The following is a 19397-nucleotide window of genomic DNA, read 5'->3' on the forward strand; positions in this document are numbered from 1 at the left end:
CATCGGGGCCCGTGGAACCCCGCCCACCCGACGCGACAGTCGGGCCCCACCGCTGACCCGCCACCGAAAACCAAGAATCGGTCGGGTCGCTCCCCGACCCAACCGACCTCACGAAAGATCGAGGCTAACACGACGGAGGACTGGCGGTACGCACTCTCCGTAGACACGCACTGCCCAACTCCGAACGGGCCGGCGCGACTGCACCAGGCCGCGCTCCACTTACGGCCGTCCCCACTACCCGCCTCAAGGAATCGAAGGCGGTGTGGCGATGGTCAGGCGCTCCCGTGGGCGTCCCGGTCGTAGCGACCGGCCTTCGCCCGAGTCGTGAAGGCGGCCCAGACTTCGGGGAGGAAGGTGAGATGCCCAGCGTCTGACGCCTTGCTGTCCCGCACCGCGATGCTCATGTCGAGAACGGCGATCTCGACGCAGTTGCCACTGCCGCTCCGACTGCTCTTCTGCCATCGGGCACGTGATGTGTTGTCCGGCATGCTCATCATGCTCCTTGTCCCGCATCCAGGTCCTTCGTCGCCGCAGCGATCAACGAGACGGATGTGCTCGGGCTCAGAGCTACGGCACGAAGATGCGTGCCTATCAAGCTATACCGGGCAATGTCTGCGTCCTCTTCCAGGAAGATCTCCCCCGCCTGGCTCTCGAGGTACACGACGTCAGGCCCGATCTCCTCCGCGAAGTTCATGACGACGAAGGATCCGGTCATACCCGGATGGCTACCTGCTGTGAACGGAATCACTTGAAGGTGTACATTCGGCTGTTCCGTAACCGCCAACAGGTGCTCGAGCTGCTCCCGCATGACTTCCCGACCACCCACAATGCGACGGATCGTGGCTTCGTCCACTATCGCCCATAGCTTCAGTGGCCGGTCCTTTGCGAGCGCCGACTGTCTCTGCATCCTCGCATCGACTCTGCTTTCGATCTCGCCGGCTGACGACTCCGGGAAGGCGCCGCTGATGGCGGCTCTCGCGTAGCGCTCGGTTTGGAGGAGGCCTGGGATGAACAGGCACTCGTAGTTCAGCACCTCGCGCGCTTCGGACTCGAACTCGATGTAGGAGGCGTACCGCTCCGGGAGGTCCGAGGCGAAGGTGCGCAGCCAGCCGCGGGTCGCCGACTGCTTGAGTAACGTCCTCAGTTCGGAACGCTTCGGCTCGGCCACCCGGTACGCGTCCAAAAGGCTGGTCAGGGTGCGCGCCTGGGGGCGGACGCGGGCGGTCTCGATGCGGTAGAGCGTGGCCACGTTGATGCCGGTCTGCTCGTTGACCTGCTCGCGAGTGAGTTCGGCGATCTTGCGTAGCTGGCGAAGCTCCGCCGCGAGGCGACGAAGACGCACCGTTGGCGCTCCCACTGCGGCTCCTTTCCGTGTGGCGGCTGTGGTTGCCGGCCGGTCCCGTCCTCCTCAGCGCCTCCTGAGTGATCACAGATGCAAGCAATGTTAATGCAACCCTTGCATACGTACTCTGCGTGATGCATCCTTTGCAGAGCGTTCCACAGGACGCCGGTCGACCGCAGGGAATCAGCAAGAAAACGAAGCGGCCCCGGGTCGGTGATGCAAGCACCGGCCCGGGGCCTTGACCCGACTGACAAGGAGTCGGACCCATGGTGAACCTACCCAACTGCTCGCCTTCCGGTGGGCCGGGGAACGTGATGTCGGTGCCGCTGGAGACACGCCAGCGACTGGAACTGCTGGTCAGGCTGATGGTGGGGCTACGCAGCCTCGGTCGTGGATCAGTGCTCTACCTCGATGGGCGGGCCGAGCCGGTGTTGTCGGTGCCGGTATTGTCGCGGCGGCGGTCGCTGGCGGTGCTCGTCGTCCAGGACGCGGGCGGGTGGTCCTATCTGTGGGACGCCGTCCACCGGACGCCGGCCGGGGCGGTGCGGGTCGCGGCCGAGCAGATCGCCGGGGTCGCGCGGTGATCGTCTGGGATCAGGTACACACCGAGCGGGTCTCCTCGGGTGGTGTGCTGGACGTCCGGGAGGTTCGGGCTCGGGTGCGGCAGGCCCTCGTCCGATACGGCGAGACGTTCGAGCTGGGCGATGTAGATCTGCTGGTCTGCGAGATCGCGACCAACGCCGTCCGGCACAGTGCCAGCGGGCGGCCCGGCGGCGGGGTGTGGGTGACCTTGCTCCTGTCGGCCGCGCGGCTGCGGGTGGAGATCCAGGACGACGGCGGCTCGGAAGGGCGTCCGATGATCCCCGCGCAGAGTTCGGCCTGGGACGAGTCCGGGCGCGGGCTCCTCATGGTGCGGGAACTGGCCGACTGCTGGGGCACCCTGCGCGGGAAGGACGGACGCCACACCGTCTGCTTCGAGGTCGTCCGATGAGCGGTGTTCGAAGGCTGCGCGGTGTCCGGGCGGCCTGGCGGAGCGTCCGGGACGCACCCGAGACCGTCCAGCGAATCCTCCCTGAGCATTACCCGGAGGTGGTCTTCCTCTTCGCTCAGGCGTACCGGGCGGCGGCCGAACAACTCGAAGATGTCCTGATCGACTCGCTCGATATGTGGGACGAATACGAGCGTCAACTCGGCGAGGACAACGTCGGCTAGTGCTCCTGCGTTGACTTGCGGCGTGTTGTTGTTATCGGCCTCGCCATAACAACAACACGCCGCAGGTCAACGTGGCCGGCGTTCAGCTCGCGCGATCGTCCATCCGGGATCGGGTTGGTGCCGGAGGAGGGTCGGCAGCATCCTCTGGCGTCAGGAGGGACGGACTTCGTAGGTGTCGTTGCGGTGCTCGTAGATCGGGTCGGTGGTGTTGCGGGCCGTTTCGCGGAGGGGGCGCTTTATGACCTTGTTGGTGGGGGTGCGCGGCAGGGCGTCCACTATGCGGATGTAGCGGGGCGTCCACTTCGTGCCCAAGTCGGGCTGGGCCCTGAGAAAGGCCATGAAGGGCTCCGGGTCGAAGGAGTCGTTCGAGGCGAGGGCAACAGCAGCCATCACCTGGTCGCCTACGTGGTCGTCCGGTACGGCGTAGACGGCTACCTCAGCGAAGCGCTCGTAGCGGGCCAGGAGGCGTTCGACCGGGGCTGCGGCGAAGTTCTCGCCGTCCACGCGCAGCCAGTCGTCGTTGCGGCCGGCGAAGTACCAGTAGCCGTCGGCGTCTCGGTAAGCGAGGTCGCCCGACCACGTCCAGCCGTTGCGGACGCGTTTCGCCGTCGCCTCAGGGTTGTTGTAGTAACCCTCGAACTTGCCCGCGCCGTTGGTGTCGACGATCTCGCCGATCGCTTCTTCTGCGTTGAGGAGCGTGCCGTTCGCGTCGAACTTGGCGGGCGGGCATTCGTGCAGCGTGTCGGGGTCGATGACCACGGTGCCCGGCTCGGCCACGCCCAAGGAGCCCGGCGGTGTGCCCGGGACGCGGTTCAAGCGGATCTCGCCCTCGCTGGAGCCGTACGAGTCGATGACCGTGCAGCCGAAACGGCGCGCGAACTCGGCGATGTCGCGTTCGTTCGCCTCGTTGCCGAAGGCGATGCGGAGGGTGTTGTCGGCGTCGTCCGGCTTCTCCGGGGTGGCCAGGATGTAGCTCAGCGGCTTGCCGACGTAGTTGAAGAACGTGACGCCATAGCGGCGGACGTCCGGGAGGAAGCCCGAAGCCGAGAACTTACGGCGCAAGGCAATGCGACCGCCCGTTGCCACCGCCGGGGCGATGCCCGCCATCAGCGCGTTCGAGTGGAACATCGGCATGACCACGTAGAACACGTCGTCGCGGGTCAGTGAACGGCGGTCGCGCTGCTGGACGGCGATGCGCCCCAGCCTGCCCTGAGTGCAGATCACCGCCTTGGGGGCCGACGTCGTCCCCGAGGTGAAGACCAGGGAGAAAATCGTCTCGGACGTGACGGGGAGGACGTCCGCCAGAGAGGTCGATGCCAAGCGGTCAGAGTAGGCGGCCGTGTCGATCGTCAGCGTCGGGACGTCCGCCAAGCCGTCCAGCAGCGATTCCCGGGACGTCTCCGTGACCAGCAGCGCGCAGTCGGTATGAGCGATATCGCGTGCCAGTTCCGCACCCCGCCGCGTCGGGTTCAGTTCGACGACCGGGACGCCCGCCAACGCCGACCCCAGCAGCCAGAACAAATGCTCCGGCCCGTTCTCCAGGAAAAGCCCGACATGCCCGCCCGCCGAACGAGCCGGAGTCGCGCGGCGACGGGCCTCCTCGATCACCTCGCGCCACGTCCACGACGCGTCCTCGAAGTTCAGAGCCGGGCGATCATCGTCCGCCCGAGCCGCGACCAGTTCGGCGAACGTGATCTCGCGGTCCGGGCGGTCGTCCTGCAGCGCGGGCATCGGCACTCCCTAGGCGCGGTGGGGGCGGTTCGTCCAGCCCTGGTCGTCGGCGCGGACGAACCAGCCGGACGCGGCAAGGGTCCCGCCGTCCACCGGGATCGTGTGGCCGGTGACGAAGCGGGCGTCATCTGAGGCGAGGAACGCGACGACGGCGGCGTAGTCGTCCGGCTCACCGAAGCGGGCCAGCGGCACCCAGGTGTGCTCCAAGCCCTCGTCGTAGCCGCGCCGCATCCACTCGACCGGGGTCTGTTCGGTGTTCGCCAGGTCGGGGGCGATGGCGTTGACGCGCACCCCATGTCGTCCCACCGCAACGGCGAGGCTCCGCGTGAACGCCGACACTCCCGCGTTGAACGCCGAGTACACCGGGTGTCCCGGAATGCCGCGGAACGCCTCGACCGTCGAGTTGTTGACGATGCTGCCGGACCGCCGTTCGATCATGCTCGGCAGCAGTGCGTGGGTGAGCTTGAAGACGTGCAGCAGGTTCAGCTCGTAAAGGCGCTGCCATTGGTCGGGGGTGCTGTCCTGGAAGGACGGGGCGGCGGGACGGAAGTCGCCCACGTTGTTCACCAGGACGTCCACGCGGCCGCCCGTCGCGGCCGTGACTCGCTCGACCGTCCCGTCCTCGACGATGTCACCGACGACGGTGACGCACCGGCCGCCGGCCTGCTCGATGTCGGCGCGGGTGCGGTCGGCGGCATCCGCGTCGATGTCGTTGAGGATCACCAGGTCACCGCCGGCGGCCAGGCGGCGGGAGATCGCTCCGCCGATGCCCAGCGCGCCCCCCGTGACCACGCTGACACGGTCAGCCAACACGCCACCTCCGAACGGGACGGGTCTCAATGAAGTCGATCTGCAGGGCGCGCCTCGCGAACCGCCAACCGCCGTCCGAAAGCCGGTAGGCGTCGGTGTAGCGCAGGTGCCAGACGAGGTCGGACGGCTTGCCCGGTTCGCGTTCGGTGAGATGGTGCGCCACGCACGCGATGTGGCCGGTTCCGTCCGCCTCGAAGACCTGGCCGACGATGTCGTGCGAGGTCACCGGGACCTCGTTCAGGGACGACAGCGACCGTACGATGTCGTCCCGTCCGGTGAAGGTCCGTACCGGTCCGAGGTCCTTCGGCGGGTCGGGCAGGACGAGGACGGCGTCGTCGGTGAACAGGCTCCCGAGGCCGGAGAAGTCGCGGCGGTCGGCGTACAGCGCGTACCGGGCGACCAGGTCGAGGAGTTCGACCCGGTCCCCCAGAGCCAGCGTCATGACAGGCCGAGCCGTTCGGCGCACGCCGACAGTTCGTCCTTCGCCTCGCTGAGGTCGGTGGTCGGGTTGCCGCGCAGAACAAGGCGCCCCGCCCCCAGCCCGGCGAGCTTCTCCGCCTTCTCCGGCGTGACCACCGACAGCGAATGGCCGAGCGTCAACTCCAGCGCGTCCGGGTCGCGGCCGTACTTCTCGGCCTCCGCCCGCATCAGCGCGACCAGGGAGCGAAGCTCGTCCCCCGCCACACCCAGCGGCTGCAACCCGTCCCCGTACCGCCCGGCGCGCCGCGCGGCGGCCTTCGTGTGCCCGCCCACATGGATGGGCACGCCACCGGACTGAACCGGCTTCGGGTAGCTCATCGCGCCCTTGAACCGGAAGAACTCCCCGTCATGCGAAGCCCCCGAGGGCGCCGTGTCGGCCCACAGCTTGCGGAGCACCTCCAGCTGCTCGTTGCCGCGCCGCCCCCGCGAGTCGAAGTCGACGCCGCACGCCTCGATCTCCTCGCGCATCCAGCCCATCCCGACGACCAGCCGCAACCGTCCGCCCGACAGGGCGTCGATCGTCGCGAGCCGCTTGGCCAGCACCACCGGGTGGTGGTTCGGCAGGACGAGCACACCGGTGGCGAGCCCGATCCGCGACGTCTGCCCGGCGAGGAAGGCCAGCAGATCCAGCGGATCCGGAATGTCCAGGTCGTCGGCCAGTTCCATGCGCCCCGACGCGTCGTACGGGTAGACGCTGGAGTAGGATCTCGCCACCACCGCGTGCTCGACCGCGCCGACCGACTCGAAGCCGCAGGCTTCTGCGTGCCGGACGTAGGGGCCGATCCACGCGGGATCGGCCGTCACGCCCGCCGCCACGGGGAGCAGGACGGCGTACTTCATGCAGATGCCTCTCAGTTCGAATCAGTTCGAAGATGCCGCGGCGGCCCGCCCGGCGCGTCGGCCGAAGAACGTACCGTCGCCCAGCGAAGTCCCGCTGATGTAGCCCTCGCCGTGGATGCCGGACGCCGTGCGCCCCGCCGCGTACAGGCCGGGGATCGGCTCGCCGGAGTTGTTGCGGACCTCGCCGTCCACGGTCGTGTCCAGGCCGCCGAGGGTGAACCCCCCGGCGCCCGTCCCGGCGCCGTGCCTGCCCGCGCCGAAGAACCCGTCGCGCGGGTCGATCGCCGCGAACGGTCCCTTCAGCGGACGCAGCCACTTGGCGTCCTTGTGGAAGTAAGGGTCCTCGCCCTTCTCCGCGTACCGGTTGTAGGTCTCGACGGTCGCCTCCAGCGAACCGGGCGGCAACCCCAGGGACTCTTCCAGCTCCGCGAGCGTCTCCGCCGCGTGCGTGGGCCGGACGCCCCACATGTCGGCCTCGGCGATGTCGTCGTGCCCGGCCTCGTCGATGATCGCCCAGTAGGGGCCGGGCTGGTGCTGGACGGCCTGGTGGCTGAACAGGCCCGGGTAGACGTCCTCGTTGATGAAGCGGCGGCCGAGTCCGTCCACGAGCATGCCCCGGCAGATGACGGCGGGGTTGGCGGTGAGCGCGATCTCCACCGTCGCCATGCGGCGGGTCGCGGCGCCGGCCGCGGTCGCCATCCGGATGCCGGAACCGTCGCTGGTGCCGTCGCTGACCTTGTCGTGCCCGAGCAGCACCGGGGCGTGGTCGGCGAGCATCTCCTCGTTGTCGACGAACCCGCCGGACGTCAGGACGACGCCCCGCCGCGCCCGGTAGGTCACCGTGTCGGAGAACTTGCGCGCGACGACGCCGACGACGCGGCCGTCGCCGTCCACGACGAGGTTCGTGGCGTAGGTGTCCGGGTGGGCGGCGGCGCCCGCCTCGGCGGCGGCCGCGATCAGCTTCTCCATCAGGATCCCGCCGGCGAACATCGGCGTCTCCGGGCGGTGCCCGCGCGGCGCGGGCGTGGCGATCGTGTTGTACGGCCAGGCGTTCTCGCCGAGCCACATCAGGCCGTCCTCGGTGTGCGGCATCCAGCCCGGCGCGTCGAACAGCGTCTCCTTGAACGGGACACCGCGCGCGCGGAACCACTCGAAGTGCTCGACGCTCTCGTCGCAGTACAGCCGCAGTTTCTCCTCGTTGGCGTGCGGGCCGAGCGCCGCCTTGAGGAACGCGAACATGTCGTCCGGCGTGTCCTCGAAGCCGCACGCCTTCTGCACCTGCGTGCCGCCGCCGAGGTACAGCTCGCCGCCGGACTGCGCGGACGTCCCGCCGGGGCCGCTCGACCGCTCCAGGACGAGCACGTCCGCGCCCGCCGCCGCGGCCTCGTACGCCGCGGCGGCACCGGCGGCGCCGTAGCCGACGACCAGCACATCGCACTCGTGGTCGAACTCCACGTCCGCCGCGGCGACCGGTTCCACCGAAGGCCTGGCCACCGGCGTCAGCCCTTCTTCTGCGGGGTGAAGGCGGCCAGCGGCTCGGAGCCCGACCAGTCGTGGCCCCAGTAGCTGTCCTTGGTGATCTCTTCGGCGGTGTAGTACGTCTCGTCGACGAGCATGCCCTCGCAGCCGTACTCGATGTCCCAGCCGCCGGGGGCGCGGACGTAGAACGACACCATCTTGTCGTTGGTGTGCCGCCCCAGCGTGGACGAGATCGAGAAGCCCTTCTCCTTGACGCTGTCGAGCGCGATGCCGACCGCGTCGAGGGAGTCGACCTCGACCATCAGGTGGACGAGGCCCGGGTCGCCGTCGTGCGGGGCCGGGCAGACCGCGAGGCTGTGGTGCCGCTGGTTGACGCCCATGAAGCGGATCCGGACGGCGCCGCCGCCGACCTTCATCGCGCCGCGCGGCAGGAACCCGAGGACCTCGTTGTAGAACGCGACGTTCGCGGCGAAGTTCGGGGTCGGCACGACGACGTGGCCCATGCCCATCGCGCCGGTGACGAACTTCTGCGCGAAGCCGGTGCGCACCGGGCTGTGGTCGAGCACCGGGCCGAAGAACACCTCGACGGGGGTGCCGCCGGGGTCGGTGAACGCGATGACCTCTTCGGCGTCGCGCTCCGCGGCCTCCTTGGCGGACAGCGCGGTGACGGCCGTCCCGGACTTCTCCACGGCCTCGCGGACGGCGGCCAGCGCGAACTGGTCGCGGACCTCCCAGCCGACGGCGAGCACCCGGTCGCTGTCGCCCGGCAGCACCTGCAGGCGGGAGCGGCGCTCGTCCATGCGCAGGTAGAGGCCGCCGGGGTCGGGGCCAGTGCCCTCGGCGAACCCGAGCCCTTCGAGGGCGAACTCGCGCCAGCGGTCGATGTGGCGGGTCTGGACCTTCAGATAACCCAGCCCTCGGATCTGCGTCACTTGTCCTCGATCCCTTCGGTGTCGCGGCCCGCGCGGCGGCGGCCCGCGCGGCGGCAGTCCACGCGCGGTCCATACGCGGTCCATGCTCAACCTGCCAAACCCCGTGGTGCCCTGCCCGGACCTTCCCGCTCAGTGAGAGTCGCGGGGCGGTCCGGCCCGGACGCCCGGTGTCATCATCCGGTGATGACAGCAACGAGGCCGGTCGCGCTGGTGACCGGGGCGAGCCGGGGAATCGGCCGGCGGACGGCGCTCGCGCTGGCCGCCGCCGGGCACGACGTCGCGTTCACCGCGCGGACCGTCGCGGAGGGCGAGGGCCGGATCCCGCCGCGGCACGGCACGGCGGCGGTGATTCCCGTCCCCGGGAGCCTGGCGCGAACAACAGCGGAGATCGAGGGGCTCGGCGTGCGGGCATTGCCCGTCCAGATGGATCTGCTCGACCGGGCGAGCGTGCAGTCGGCCGCGCAGACCGTCCTGGACGCCTGGGGACGCGTCGACGTCCTGGTCAACAACGCGGTCGCGCACATCGCGGGCACCCACGAGCGGTTCCTCGATCTGGACGTGGACGTCGCCCAGCAGCTGGCCACCGGCAACTATCTCAACCAGATCGTCCTGCTCCAGGCCGTCCTGCCCGCGATGCTGGAGCAAGGCGGCGGGACGATCGTGAACCTGTGCTCCGGGTCGGCCACCAGCGACCCGCCCGGACCGCCCGGCGAGGGCGGCTGGGGCGTCGCCTACTCGGCGTCCAAGGCGGCCTTCGGACGGCTCGCCGGCGCGATCAACGCCGAATACCGGGAAAATGGGATCCGCGCGTTCAACCTCGACCCCGGCTTCGTGATCACGGACGCCGGCGCCGCGCGCGGCGGCCTGGACTCCCTGAAGGAGAAGGGCTTCGAGCCGACCCCCGAGGAGGCTCCGGCCGCAGCCGTCGTCTGGCTGATCACCCACCCGGAGGCGGCGGCGTTCCTAGGCCGCGTGATCTGGACCCCCAAGCTCATCGCCGACGAGTCCCTGCTCCGTTGATCTGCGGCGTGTTGTTGTTATGGAGGCGCTCATAACAACAACACGCCGCAGGTCAACGGAGATTGGGGGGTTAGATCATGGAGCGCATGGGGCCCTGGGGGGGTTCTATGTCCAGGTCCGTCAGGGCGCTCACGTGGTAGACCGAGCCTGGGACGTGGATCGCGTGGGCCAGGCCGACGTGGGCGTCGCGCCAGAAGCGCTGGATGGGGTTGTCGCTGCGCATCGCGTTGCCGCCGGAGCGGACGACGATCTCGTTCATCGCCTGGCAGGCCCGCCACGCGGCGCGCACCTGGGTGCGGCGGCCGGCGGCGCGCTCGGCGAACGTCGGGACGTGCCCGGCGGCGACCATGTCGTACATGCGCGAGCAGTTGTCGAGCAGCGCGGTCCGGGACGCCTTGATCTCCTCGGCGGCCTCGCTGATCGCGTACAGCACGTACGGATCGTCCTTGATCTTGGTGCCGGTGATCTGGACGCGGTTGCGCTGGTAGGCGAGGTGGTGGTGCAGGGCGCCCTCGGCGATGCCGATCACCGCGGAGGTGATGCCGAGCGGGAACACGCAGGAGAACGGCATCAGGTAGGACGGGTTGGTCAGCCCGGCCTCGCGCGGCGCGGAGCCGTCGACGACCTTGGAGTACTCCAGCGTCCGGTAGGTCGGGACGAAGGCGTCCTTGACGATGATGTCCTTGCTGCCGGTGCCCTTGAGCCCGGCGACGTCCCACGAGTCCTCGACGATCTCGTAGTCGGAGCGGGGCAGGATCATGTGCAGCGACCGCGGCGGCATCGCCATCTTGCCCTCGTCGTCGCCCAGCATCGCGCCGAGGAAGATCCAGTCGCAGTGGTCGGTGCCGGAGGAGAACTGCCAGCGGCCGTTGAAGATGTAGCCGCCGTCGACCGGGCGGGCGATGCCCATCGGCGCGTACGGGGAGGCGATCCACGTGTCGGGGTCCTCGCCCCAGATCTCCTGGCGCACCTTCGGGTCGGCGTAGGCCATCTCCCAGGGGTGGACGCCGACGATGCCCGCGATCCAGCCGGTGGAGCCGTCCAGGGAGGCGACGCCCATCACCGTCTCGGCGAACTCGCGGGGGTGGACCTCCAGGCCGCCGTACTCCTTCGGCTGGAGCAGCCGGATCGCGCCGGACTCCCGCAGGATCGACGCGGCCTTGTCGTCCAGCCGGCCGAGCGCCTCGTTGGAGGGCCCCAGCTCGCGGATCTGCTCCGCCCTCTCCATGATCGTGTCAAGCACGCGGTTCGCCATCGCCTGTCTCCCGTGATGTGTTTCAGCCGTCGTAGGTGATCTTCAGCCGGTCGGTGACCGGCCTCGCCTGACAGGCGAGGATGAGGCCGTCGGCGAGATCCTGCTCGTCGAGGACCGTGTTGGCGTCCAGGGTGACCTCGCCCTCCAGCCGGATGCAGGCGCAGGCCGAGCAGTTGCCCTCCCGGCAGGAGAACGGGGCCTCGACGCCGGCGCGCAGCAGCGCGTCGAGGAGCCGGTCGGACTTCGGCCACGGGACGGTCCGCGTCTCGCCGTCCATCTCGACCTCGACCTCGCCCGCGTCGCCGGTGTCCTCGGCGGCCTCCGGCTCCTCGAACGGGTCGCCCTCCAGCGAGAAGAAGCGCTCGACGTGGACGCGCATGCCGAGGCCGGTGAAGGTGTCGGTGGCGAGGTCCATGAAGATCTCCGGCCCGCACACGAACGCCTGCCGTCCGGTGTACGGCCCGGCCAGCGAGCGGAGCGTCGCCGGGGTCGGCAGGCCCTGCACCGACTCCAGGACGTGCACGACCGTGAGCCGGTCGGGGTGCGCCTCGGTCAGCGCCCGCAGCTCATCGGCGAAGATCACCGATTTCTCGTCCCGGTTGGCGTAGAGCAGCGCGACCCTGCCGCTCCCGCCCGCCAGGCACGACTTCAGGATCGACATCACCGGGGTGATGCCGCTGCCGCCCGCGACGAGCAGCAGGTCGTCGTCCAGCGACGCGGGCGTGAACGTGCCCGCCGGGCGCAGCACCTCCAGCACGTCGCCGGACGTGATGCTGTCGCAGATCCAGTTGGACCCGAGACCGCCCGCGACCCGCTTGACCGTGACCTTCAGCCGGTCGTCGGTGAGCGGCGAGCTGCACAGCGAGTAGCAGCGCGCCGCCCAGCCGTCCCCGGCCGGGACGCGGACGGTGAGGAACTGCCCGGGCCGGTAGGTGAACCGGTCCCGGTCGCCCTCGGCGGGTTCGAGGACGAGCGTGTGCGCGTCGGCCGTCTCGTGGACGACCTCCACCACCCGCGCCTTCAGAGCCGTCATGACCGTTCCGGGGCCTTTCCTGCCGCGTGTCCTGCCGCGTGTCCTGCCGCGTGCCGCGCGGCGATGTAGCCGAACACGATGGACGGGCCGATCGTCGCGCCGGGGCCGGCGTACTCGTTGCCCATCACCGACGCCGAGGAGTTGCCCGTCACGTACAGGCCCTCGATGACCGTGCCGTCCTCGCGCAGGACGCGGGCGTGCTCGTCCGACACGAGGCCGCCCTTGGTGCCGAGGTCGCCGACCTCCAGCCGGAACGCGTAGTAGGGCGCGGTCTCCAGCGGGTCGAGGTTCGGGTTCTTCAGGTTCGGGTCGCCGTAGTAGCGGTCGTAGGCGGAGTCGCCGCGGCCGAACTCGGGGTCCTTGCCCGCGCGGGCGTACCCGTTGAACGTCTCGACGGTCTCGGCCAGCGCGTCCGCCGGGACGCCGATCTTCCCGGCCAGCTCCGCCAGCGAGTCGGCCTTGAACGCGATGCCCTTGTCGTAGAACGCCTTCGGGATCGGCGCGCCCGGCAGGATCTGCGCGAACGGGTAGCGGGCGCGGGACTTCGCGTCCATCACGAACCAGGCCGGGACGTGCCCGCCCTCCAGCTGGTCGTGGACGAAGTTGACGTAGGGCGCGGCCTCGTTGGTGAACCGCTTCCCGTCCTGCGACACGATGACCTGCCGCGGGATGGCGCGCTCGGACACCAGCGGGATCACCGCGCCCGCCGGGTGCCGGACGGCGGGCATCCACCAGGCGTCGTCCATGAAGTCCAGGCCGGCGCCGAGCGCCTCACCGGCGCGGATGCCGTCGCCGGTGTTCTCGCGGGCGCCCATCGCGAAGTCCTCCTGCCCTCCCGTGGGCAGGTACTTGTCGCGCATGTCCTGGTTGTGGTCGAAACCGCCCGTCGCGAGCAGGACGCCCTTGCGGGCGCGGATCCGCATCGTGCCGCCGTCGCGCTGGGCCGCGACGATGCCGGTGACGCGGCCGTCCTCGTCGGTGACCAGCTCGGTCATGGCGGTCTTCAGCCACAGCGGGACCCCGGCGTCCTTCAGCGCCATCCGCAGCCGGGCGACGAGCGCCCGGCCGCCGGTCGACATGTGCCTGCGGCGGACCATGTTGGACGACACCCGCCACGCCGCGACCAGCGACGCGCGCCGGCCCGCCCAGGTCCGCTTGGCCATCGCGAGGTCGTGGTAGTCCTTCGCGGTGATCCACAGGCCCAGCGGGCCCTTCATGTTGTTCGGCCGCTGGTACTGCTCGTCCTCGCCGAGCTTGCGGGTGTCGAACGGCACGGCCTCGATGGACCGGCCGAGCGGACGGCCGCCCTCCAGTTCGGGGTGGTAGTCGGCGTAGCCCTTCGTCCAGAAGAACTTCACCCACTTGCTCCGGCCGATGAGCTCCATCGCGGCGGGGCCGTTGTCGACGTAGGCGTCGAGCCGCGCGGCGGGGACGCGTCCCTCGGTGAGCAGGTCCAGGTAGCGGCGGATCGACTCGCGGCTGTCGTCGTGGCCGCGCGCCTTCAGCGTCGGGTTGTTCGGGATCCAGATGCCGCCGCCGGACAGCGCGGTGGAGCCGCCGAACTTCTTGCCCTTCTCCACGATCAGCGCGGACAGGCCGGCGTCGTGCGCCGTCAGCCCGGCCGTCATCCCGCCGCCGCCGCTGCCGACGATGACGAGGTCGTACTCGTGGTCCCACTCCTGGGCGGCGGCGCTCATGCGTGCACCCTGCGAGGGGTCGACCCCTCGCGCTCCCCGGTTCGCGGCGCTCATCCCTGCTCCTTGGTGGTCAGGAAGGCGAGGACGGCGCTCTCCCAGGCGGCCTTCTGCTCGATCATCACCCAGTGCCCGCAGTTCGGGAAGATGTTCACCTGGACGTCCGGGATCGTCCGCATCGGGATGAGGGCCATGTCGACGGGGCTGACGCGGTCGTCGCGTCCCCACGTGATGAGGGTCTTGGCCTTGAGCTTGTGAAGCATCGCCCAGTAGGGCGGCTCGTCGGACGCGGCCATCGCCTTCGCACGGGCCGCCATCGCCTTCGACCCGTACATCCGGCGGGCGGCGGCGAGCGTGTCGGGGTCGGTGGCCTGCTGCCAGCGCTCCTCGATCAGCTCCTCCGTCACGACCCTCGGGTTGTAGACCATGGAGTTCAGCCACCGGACGAGGCCCTCGCGGGTCGGGTCGTCGGTGAACTCCGCCAGCAGCTTGATGCCCTCGCCGGGCGCCGGGCTGAACACGTTCCGGCCGATGCCGCCGATGGTGACGAGGCGGCCGATCCGGTCGGGGTGCTTCAGCGCCACCTGGGTGGCGATGATGCCGCCCATCGAGTTGCCGATCACGTCGACCCGACTCAGGTTCAGGCCGTCCAGGAACCGGATGACGGCGCCGCCGGCGGCCATCATCGGGTGCTCGTCGGTCGGGTCGCTGACCCCGAAACCGGGGAACTCCAGGACCAGGCACCGGAAGTGCTCGGCGAACCGGGCGAGGTTGCCGCGGTAGTTGCGCCAGCCGGTGACGCCGGGGCCGGACCCGTGCAGCAGCAGCAGGGGCGGGCCCTCGCCGGCCTCGTGGTAGCGCAGGACGCCCTGGTCGGTGGCGAGCTCCCGCAGCGTCGACTCGTAGGTCAGCTCGGCAGGCATGATCTCCCAGTCCTTCGACGGTGGCTTGACCGGAACGTAGATCCGGTCGGGGCAAGGTCACCCGGCGTATCCCGATCAGCGGGACGCCAGGGCCGGCCGTGCCCTCCGGGGCCGGTCCGGCGCGCGCTTCCACTCAACGGGATCGGTGCGCGCCGCCCGTCCCGGGCATGCCTACGTTTCAGGCTCACCGGCCACTTGACCGGCGACGCGTCCGCACTGCTTATTGGACAGTGCCGCTTATTGGGCATTGTTGATGGACATGTTGGTGTTGAAAAGGACGTTGCCCGACAGGGAACACGTCCCGTACCGAGCCCCGAGGTGAACAGATGCCAGCCGAGCCCGCGCTCACCGCAGCCACCGGCCCCGCGCCGTCCGACGCCGCCGCCCCCGACCCGGCGGAGTTCCGGAGGGCGATGGCCGAGTTCGCCACGGGAGTCACCGTGATCACCGCCGTCGACGGCGGTGAACCGGTCGGGTTCGCCTGCCAGTCGTTCGCGTCGGTGTCGCTGGAGCCGCCGCTGATCCTGTTCTGCGCGGACAAGCGCGGCCGGTCCTGGCCGCGGATCCGCTCCGCCGGGCACTTCTGCGTGAACGTGCTCGGCGAGGAGCAGCGGGAGCTGTGCGAGCGCTTCGGCTCCAGCCGGGGCGCCAAGTTCGAGGGGCTCGACTGGGGCGTCTCGGCGTGGGGGGCGCCGACGCTGCCGGACGTCCTGCTCGCCGTGCACGCGGTCGTCCACGACGTCCACGAGGCCGGCGACCACGAGGTCGTGATCGGGCGGGTCCTGGACGTGGAGCGGCACGACAGCCGCAACGGCGTGTGGCGGCGCCCGATGGTGTTCTTCCGCAGCCGGTTCGGCGTCGGCGAGCCGGACGCGCCGATCGCCCCGGACCCGTGGGGGCTCGGGGACCGGTGGGGCTGGGGCTGACGCCCCGCCGCCCCCGGCGGTCCCGGCCCCGGCCGGGCGCGGGATCACATCCAGGTGCCGCGTCCGTCGACGGCGAGCAGCCGGTTCATCGTCTCCGACGACCATGTCGACTCCTCGCTCGTCCGGCGGACGCCGGCGCGGCGGCCGCGCGGGCGCCCGGTGCCCGGCGCCGATCCGGGGAAGAGGATCTGCGCGGTCTCGCGGGCGGCCGTGACGACCAGCGGCGCGACGTTCTCCAGCGGCGTGCGGATGTCGCCGACCAGCGAGATGCCGGCGACCGGCCCCTCCGCGCTGCGGATCGCGGCCGCCACGCAGGCGATGCCGGCAAACGACTCGCCGCGCTCGAACGCCAGGCCGCGGCGCTGCCGGATGCGGTGCAGCTCCTGGTGCAGCGTGCCCAGCTCGCCGATGGTGCGGCTGGTGAACCGGCTGATGTTCTCGCCGAGCAGCGCGTCGACCTGCTCGGGCTCCAGCCACGCCAGCATCGCCTTGCCGAGCGCGGTGCAGTGCGCGGGGGCGCGCCCGCCGACCCGCGACGGCACGGACGCGGCGAGCCGCCCGCCGAGCTTGTCCAGGTAGAAGACCTCGGCGCCGTCCAGGACGGCCAGGTGCGCGACGAGCCCGGTGGTGACCTGCAGCTCGTGCAGCAGCGGCGCCGCCGCCTCGCGGATCTTGCCGTGCCCGCCGTCCCGCCCGCCGAGGCCGAGGGCGCGCTGGCCGAGCCCGTAGCCGAACGAGTGGTGGGCGAGCCAGCGCTGCTTGACGAGCTGGTCCAGGATGCGGTGCGCGGTCGAGCGCGGCAGCCGCGTGCGGCGCGCGACGTCCTCCAGCGTCAGCCGGGCGGTCGGCCCGTTGAACGCGTCCAGGATCAGCGTCATCCGCTCGATCATCGACGGCGGCGACTCCCGCCGCGCCGTCCCCGCCGCCAGTGCGTCCGACACCAGTGCGTCCGCTGCCCCGTGCACCATCGCCTCGGTCATCGCACCTCCCAGAACCCGACTGAAATGAATTCTTGTTACCTGGAATGTAGCAACCGCTTGGTGTCCTGTGAAGAGGGCCCGTAACTCCAGGTCAGCGGAGCCTACGATGCCGGAACCGCTGCTCGGGACACCGCAGCATCCGTGATAGAACGTTTTCCTGCCGACGAGGGGAGCAACGATGCGCATCGGGATCGTCACGCCGGTGGCGGCGCAGCCGCCGCCCGGCGCCGCCGGCTGGGAGCGGGACGCGGGGATCGAGGAGATCGCGGCGATCGCCGAGACCGCCGACCGGCTCGGCTACCACCACGTCACCTGCAGCGAGCACGTCGCCGTCCCCGCCGAGGCCGCCGAGCAGCGCGGCGGCGTCTACTGGGACCCGCTCGCCACCTTCGGCTACCTCGCCGCCCGGACGTCCCGCGTCCGGCTCGCCACGCAGGTCCTCGTGCTCGGCTACCACCACCCCCTCGCGATCGCCAAGCGGTACGGGACGCTCGACCGGATCAGCGGCGGGCGGCTCGTGCTCGGGCTCGGCGTCGGCAGCCTGGAGGAGGAGTTCGACCTGCTCGGCGCCCCCTTCGCCGGGCGCGGCGCCCGCGCCGACGACGCCCTGGCCGCCCTCCGGACCTCCCTCGGGCGCCGCGTTCCCGAGTACCACGGCCCGCACTACGACTTCTCCGGCCTGGTGGTGGAGCCGCACGCAGTCCAGGAGCGCGTCCCGCTGTGGATCGGCGGCCGTTCGGGACGCTCCCTGCGCCGCGCGCTGACCGCCGACGGCTGGGTGCCGTTCGGCCTTCCGCTGAAGACCCTCGCCGAGATGCTGCGGGAGGCCGACGTCCCGCCCGGCTTCGAGGTGGTGCTGGCCCCGTCCCGTCCGCTGGACCCGCTGGCCGACCCCGAGGCCGCCGGCACGGCCCTCACCAGGCTCCGCGACGCGGGCGCCACGATCGCCGGCGTGAAGTTCGCGTCCACGTCCCCGGCGCACTACTGCGAGCAGCTGGCGGCCCTGCGCGACCTGGCGGACGCCTACGGACTGGCCTTCGAGGAGAAGCTGTGACCGTCGAGTCCCGTCTCGCCGCCCTGGAAGAGCGCCTCCGCGCCCTTGAGGACGAGCGCGAGATCACCCGCCTGATCCTGTCCTACGGCCCCCTCGTCGACAGCGGCTGCGCCGGCGAGGTCGCCGCCCTGTGGGAGCCCGGCGGCGTCTACGACGTGGACGAGATCATGATGACCGGGCGGCCGGAGATCGAGGCGATGGTGCGCTCGTCCCACCACCAGCGCTGGATCGCGGGCGGCTGCGCGCACGTCGTCGGCCCGCCGCACGTCACCCTCGACGGCGACGAGGCCACCGCCGTCGGCTACACCCTCATGATCGTCAACCGGGACGGCTTCACCCTGCGCCGCGCCACCGCCAACCACTGGCGCCTGCGCCGCACGGAGGACGGCTGGCGCGCCGTGAACCGCACCAACCGCGTCCTGGACGGCCGCGAGGAGTCCCCCGACCTCCTCGCCTCCCACTTCCCCGAGGCCACCCGCCACCGCTGACCGGGGCCCGCCGGCCGAGCATTTGCCAACGGGGGGTTGCATCGTTGAGTGATATTCTGAATACATAGGGCGACCATCGAATTCGATCACCTTCGGCTTACCTGCCCGGTGATCGAACATGTGTTCGATTGACCGAGGGGGGTGGTGAGCTTGAACCGCGGACCTACACTGGACGTTGTGACGGCTCCTGCGCCACTCCGGGGGCCCGCGGCGGCCATCGCCTACCTGCTGGCGTCCGCCCGGGCCAATGGCACGCGCGTGAACCGCACCAAGCTCACCAAGCTCCTCTACCTGGCCGACCTGCGCGCGGTCGAGTCGGGCCTCCCGCCCGGCTCCGGGCTGGAGTGGCGGTGGCGCCACTACGGGCCGCACAGCCTCCGGCTGAAGGAGGTCGAGCGCGACCTGGTGGAGGCGGGCCACATCCAGGTGACCGACACCCTCGACCCGTTCACCGGCAGGTGCGAGTACACCATCCACCTGCTGGACGCCCCGCAGACCGTCATCGACGCCGAGTTCACCGCGATCGTCGACGGCGTCCTGATGGAGTTCGGCGACTGGTCGGCGAGCCAGCTGCGCGACCTCGCCTACCAGACGCCGCCGATGCAGGAGGCCGTCCGGCAGGGCAGGCGCGAGGTGCGGCTCGACCTCTCCGGCGGCGCGCCCTTCCCCGACCTCGGGCCCGGGCTGGCGCGCCTGCGCGACTGGGCCGCCCGCAACCCGCTCCCCGGCGACGAGCCGGGCGGGGTCGACGACCTCGCCGAGGAGATGGAGCACCTCGCCGACCACCGCGCCGACGCGACCCGACGGCTCCTGGAGGAGTAGTGCCGGGTCCGTACGTGGCCGGCGGGGTCTACCTCGTGCCCGACAAGGTGCTGCGCCTCATCCCCGAGGAGGGCAGGGACGTCCACGATGAGCGCCGCCCCGTGGTCGTCGTCACCGGCGGCGAGTCCAACGGAGACCCCGACTGGCCGTTCCTCCTCGCCTGCCCCGTGTCGGGCTCGACGCGGCGGCGGACGCGGTTCGACGTCCAGCTCTCCCGGGGCCAGGGCGGCGCCGTGAAGAAGTGCTGGATCCGCATCCCGGCCGTGCAGCCGCTGATGAAGTCGGCCCTCGAAGACCGCACGGGTGTGCTGGACGAGGAGCTGCTGACGCAGGTCCAGGGGCGGCTCGCGCAGTATCTCGGCCTGCTGAGCTGACC

The 19397-nt window shown here is 70.7% G+C and carries 22 protein-coding genes; 9 read left to right on the plus strand and 13 right to left on the minus strand.

The window, feature by feature from the left end; all coding sequences use genetic code 11:
* Positions 1 to 272: 272 nt before the first annotated feature.
* Both E1284_RS26250 and E1284_RS26255 read right to left on the minus strand, forming a co-directional pair.
* Entirely contained in the window at positions 273 to 488 is a 216-nt protein-coding gene (locus tag E1284_RS26250) for a DUF397 domain-containing protein (protein WP_243714754.1), read from the minus strand.
* Between the two features lie 5 nt (positions 489 to 493).
* Positions 494 to 1357 carry a helix-turn-helix domain-containing protein gene (locus tag E1284_RS26255; protein WP_207923960.1) on the minus strand — a complete coding sequence of 288 codons (864 nt, stop codon included), beginning with the start codon at positions 1355 to 1357 and terminating at the stop codon, positions 494 to 496.
* Positions 1358 to 1608: 251 nt separating this feature from the next.
* Here E1284_RS26255 and E1284_RS41775 point away from each other — a divergent pair, with 251 nt between their 5' ends.
* Genes E1284_RS41775 through E1284_RS26265 form a run of 3 tightly spaced genes read left to right on the plus strand, consistent with a single transcriptional unit; the run spans position 1609 to position 2554 of the window.
* The gene (locus E1284_RS41775; protein ID WP_165965436.1) at positions 1609 to 1926 is read left to right on the plus strand and encodes a hypothetical protein; all 318 of its coding nucleotides are present in this window, start codon (positions 1609 to 1611) and stop codon (positions 1924 to 1926) included.
* Positions 1923 to 2333, plus strand: coding sequence for an ATP-binding protein (locus E1284_RS41780; RefSeq protein WP_165965437.1), 411 nt, complete (start codon positions 1923 to 1925; stop codon positions 2331 to 2333). Before E1284_RS41775 ends, E1284_RS41780 begins: the two co-directional genes overlap by 4 nt.
* The gene (locus E1284_RS26265; RefSeq protein WP_131942805.1) at positions 2330 to 2554 is read left to right on the plus strand and encodes a hypothetical protein; all 225 of its coding nucleotides are present in this window, start codon (positions 2330 to 2332) and stop codon (positions 2552 to 2554) included. Before E1284_RS41780 ends, E1284_RS26265 begins: the two co-directional genes overlap by 4 nt.
* 150 nt (positions 2555 to 2704) lie before the next feature.
* Here the strand turns inward: E1284_RS26265 and E1284_RS26270 are convergent, their stop codons facing one another.
* The 6 genes from E1284_RS26270 to E1284_RS26295 are packed head-to-tail and all read right to left on the minus strand — an operon-like array spanning position 2705 to position 8826.
* Positions 2705 to 4285: an AMP-binding protein gene (locus tag E1284_RS26270; protein ID WP_131942806.1), complete on the minus strand. Its 1581-nt coding sequence runs from the start codon at positions 4283 to 4285 to the stop codon at positions 2705 to 2707.
* 9 nt (positions 4286 to 4294) lie between these two features.
* The gene (locus E1284_RS26275) at positions 4295 to 5095 is read right to left on the minus strand and encodes an SDR family NAD(P)-dependent oxidoreductase (protein ID WP_131942807.1); all 801 of its coding nucleotides are present in this window, start codon (positions 5093 to 5095) and stop codon (positions 4295 to 4297) included.
* Entirely contained in the window at positions 5088 to 5537 is a 450-nt protein-coding gene (locus tag E1284_RS26280) for a nuclear transport factor 2 family protein (protein ID WP_131942808.1), read from the minus strand. Before E1284_RS26280 ends, E1284_RS26275 begins: the two co-directional genes overlap by 8 nt.
* Positions 5534 to 6415: an LLM class F420-dependent oxidoreductase gene (locus tag E1284_RS26285; RefSeq protein WP_131942809.1), complete on the minus strand. Its 882-nt coding sequence runs from the start codon at positions 6413 to 6415 to the stop codon at positions 5534 to 5536. The genes E1284_RS26280 and E1284_RS26285 overlap by 4 nt, the downstream gene beginning before the upstream one ends.
* Positions 6416 to 6436: 21 nt before the next feature.
* A complete protein-coding gene (locus E1284_RS26290; RefSeq protein WP_131942810.1) occupies positions 6437 to 7909 on the minus strand; it encodes an FAD-dependent oxidoreductase in 1473 nt (490 codons plus the stop codon).
* 5 nt (positions 7910 to 7914) lie between these two features.
* The gene (locus E1284_RS26295) at positions 7915 to 8826 is read right to left on the minus strand and encodes a VOC family protein (RefSeq protein ID WP_131942811.1); all 912 of its coding nucleotides are present in this window, start codon (positions 8824 to 8826) and stop codon (positions 7915 to 7917) included.
* 183 nt (positions 8827 to 9009) lie between these two features.
* On the opposite strand from E1284_RS26295, the gene E1284_RS26300 reads away from it, so the two are divergent.
* Positions 9010 to 9846, plus strand: coding sequence for an SDR family NAD(P)-dependent oxidoreductase (locus E1284_RS26300; protein WP_131942812.1), 837 nt, complete (start codon positions 9010 to 9012; stop codon positions 9844 to 9846).
* 70 nt (positions 9847 to 9916) lie between these two features.
* On the opposite strand, the gene E1284_RS26305 is transcribed toward E1284_RS26300, so the two are convergent.
* The 4 genes from E1284_RS26305 to E1284_RS26320 are packed head-to-tail and all read right to left on the minus strand — an operon-like array spanning position 9917 to position 14751.
* Positions 9917 to 11101 (minus strand): acyl-CoA dehydrogenase family protein, encoded by a 1185-nt coding sequence (locus E1284_RS26305; protein WP_131942813.1) that lies wholly within the window; start codon positions 11099 to 11101, stop codon positions 9917 to 9919.
* Between the two features lie 22 nt (positions 11102 to 11123).
* Entirely contained in the window at positions 11124 to 12134 is a 1011-nt protein-coding gene (locus E1284_RS26310; protein WP_131942814.1) for a ferredoxin--NADP reductase, read from the minus strand.
* Entirely contained in the window at positions 12131 to 13831 is a 1701-nt protein-coding gene (locus E1284_RS26315) for an FAD-binding protein (protein WP_131942815.1), read from the minus strand. The genes E1284_RS26310 and E1284_RS26315 overlap by 4 nt, the downstream gene beginning before the upstream one ends.
* Positions 13832 to 13881: 50 nt before the next feature.
* Positions 13882 to 14751, minus strand: coding sequence for an alpha/beta fold hydrolase (locus E1284_RS26320; RefSeq protein ID WP_131942816.1), 870 nt, complete (start codon positions 14749 to 14751; stop codon positions 13882 to 13884).
* 326 nt (positions 14752 to 15077) lie between these two features.
* On the opposite strand from E1284_RS26320, the gene E1284_RS26325 reads away from it, so the two are divergent.
* Positions 15078 to 15677, plus strand: coding sequence for a flavin reductase family protein (locus tag E1284_RS26325; protein ID WP_131942817.1), 600 nt, complete (start codon positions 15078 to 15080; stop codon positions 15675 to 15677).
* 44 nt (positions 15678 to 15721) lie between these two features.
* Here the strand turns inward: E1284_RS26325 and E1284_RS26330 are convergent, their stop codons facing one another.
* On the minus strand, positions 15722 to 16657 hold the full coding sequence (locus tag E1284_RS26330) for an IclR family transcriptional regulator (RefSeq protein ID WP_243714755.1): 936 nt from the start codon (positions 16655 to 16657) through the stop codon (positions 15722 to 15724).
* 178 nt (positions 16658 to 16835) lie between these two features.
* On the opposite strand from E1284_RS26330, the gene E1284_RS26335 reads away from it, so the two are divergent.
* The 4 genes from E1284_RS26335 to E1284_RS41790 all read left to right on the plus strand — a co-directional run bounded on the left by E1284_RS26335 (position 16836) and on the right by E1284_RS41790 (position 19395).
* Complete coding sequence (locus tag E1284_RS26335; RefSeq protein ID WP_131942818.1) at positions 16836 to 17711, plus strand: TIGR03619 family F420-dependent LLM class oxidoreductase; 876 nt, start codon at positions 16836 to 16838, stop codon at positions 17709 to 17711.
* Complete coding sequence (locus tag E1284_RS26340; RefSeq protein WP_131942819.1) at positions 17708 to 18199, plus strand: nuclear transport factor 2 family protein; 492 nt, start codon at positions 17708 to 17710, stop codon at positions 18197 to 18199. Before E1284_RS26335 ends, E1284_RS26340 begins: the two co-directional genes overlap by 4 nt.
* A 177-nt stretch (positions 18200 to 18376) precedes the next feature.
* Complete coding sequence (locus E1284_RS41785) at positions 18377 to 19021, plus strand: Panacea domain-containing protein (protein WP_165965438.1); 645 nt, start codon at positions 18377 to 18379, stop codon at positions 19019 to 19021.
* On the plus strand, positions 19021 to 19395 hold the full coding sequence (locus E1284_RS41790) for a type II toxin-antitoxin system PemK/MazF family toxin (RefSeq protein ID WP_165965439.1): 375 nt from the start codon (positions 19021 to 19023) through the stop codon (positions 19393 to 19395). The genes E1284_RS41785 and E1284_RS41790 overlap by 1 nt, the downstream gene beginning before the upstream one ends.
* The last annotated feature ends 2 nt before the right edge of the window (positions 19396 to 19397 follow it).

Source organism: Actinomadura bangladeshensis, assembly GCF_004348335.1.
Lineage (GTDB): Bacteria > Actinomycetota > Actinomycetes > Streptosporangiales > Streptosporangiaceae > Spirillospora > Spirillospora bangladeshensis.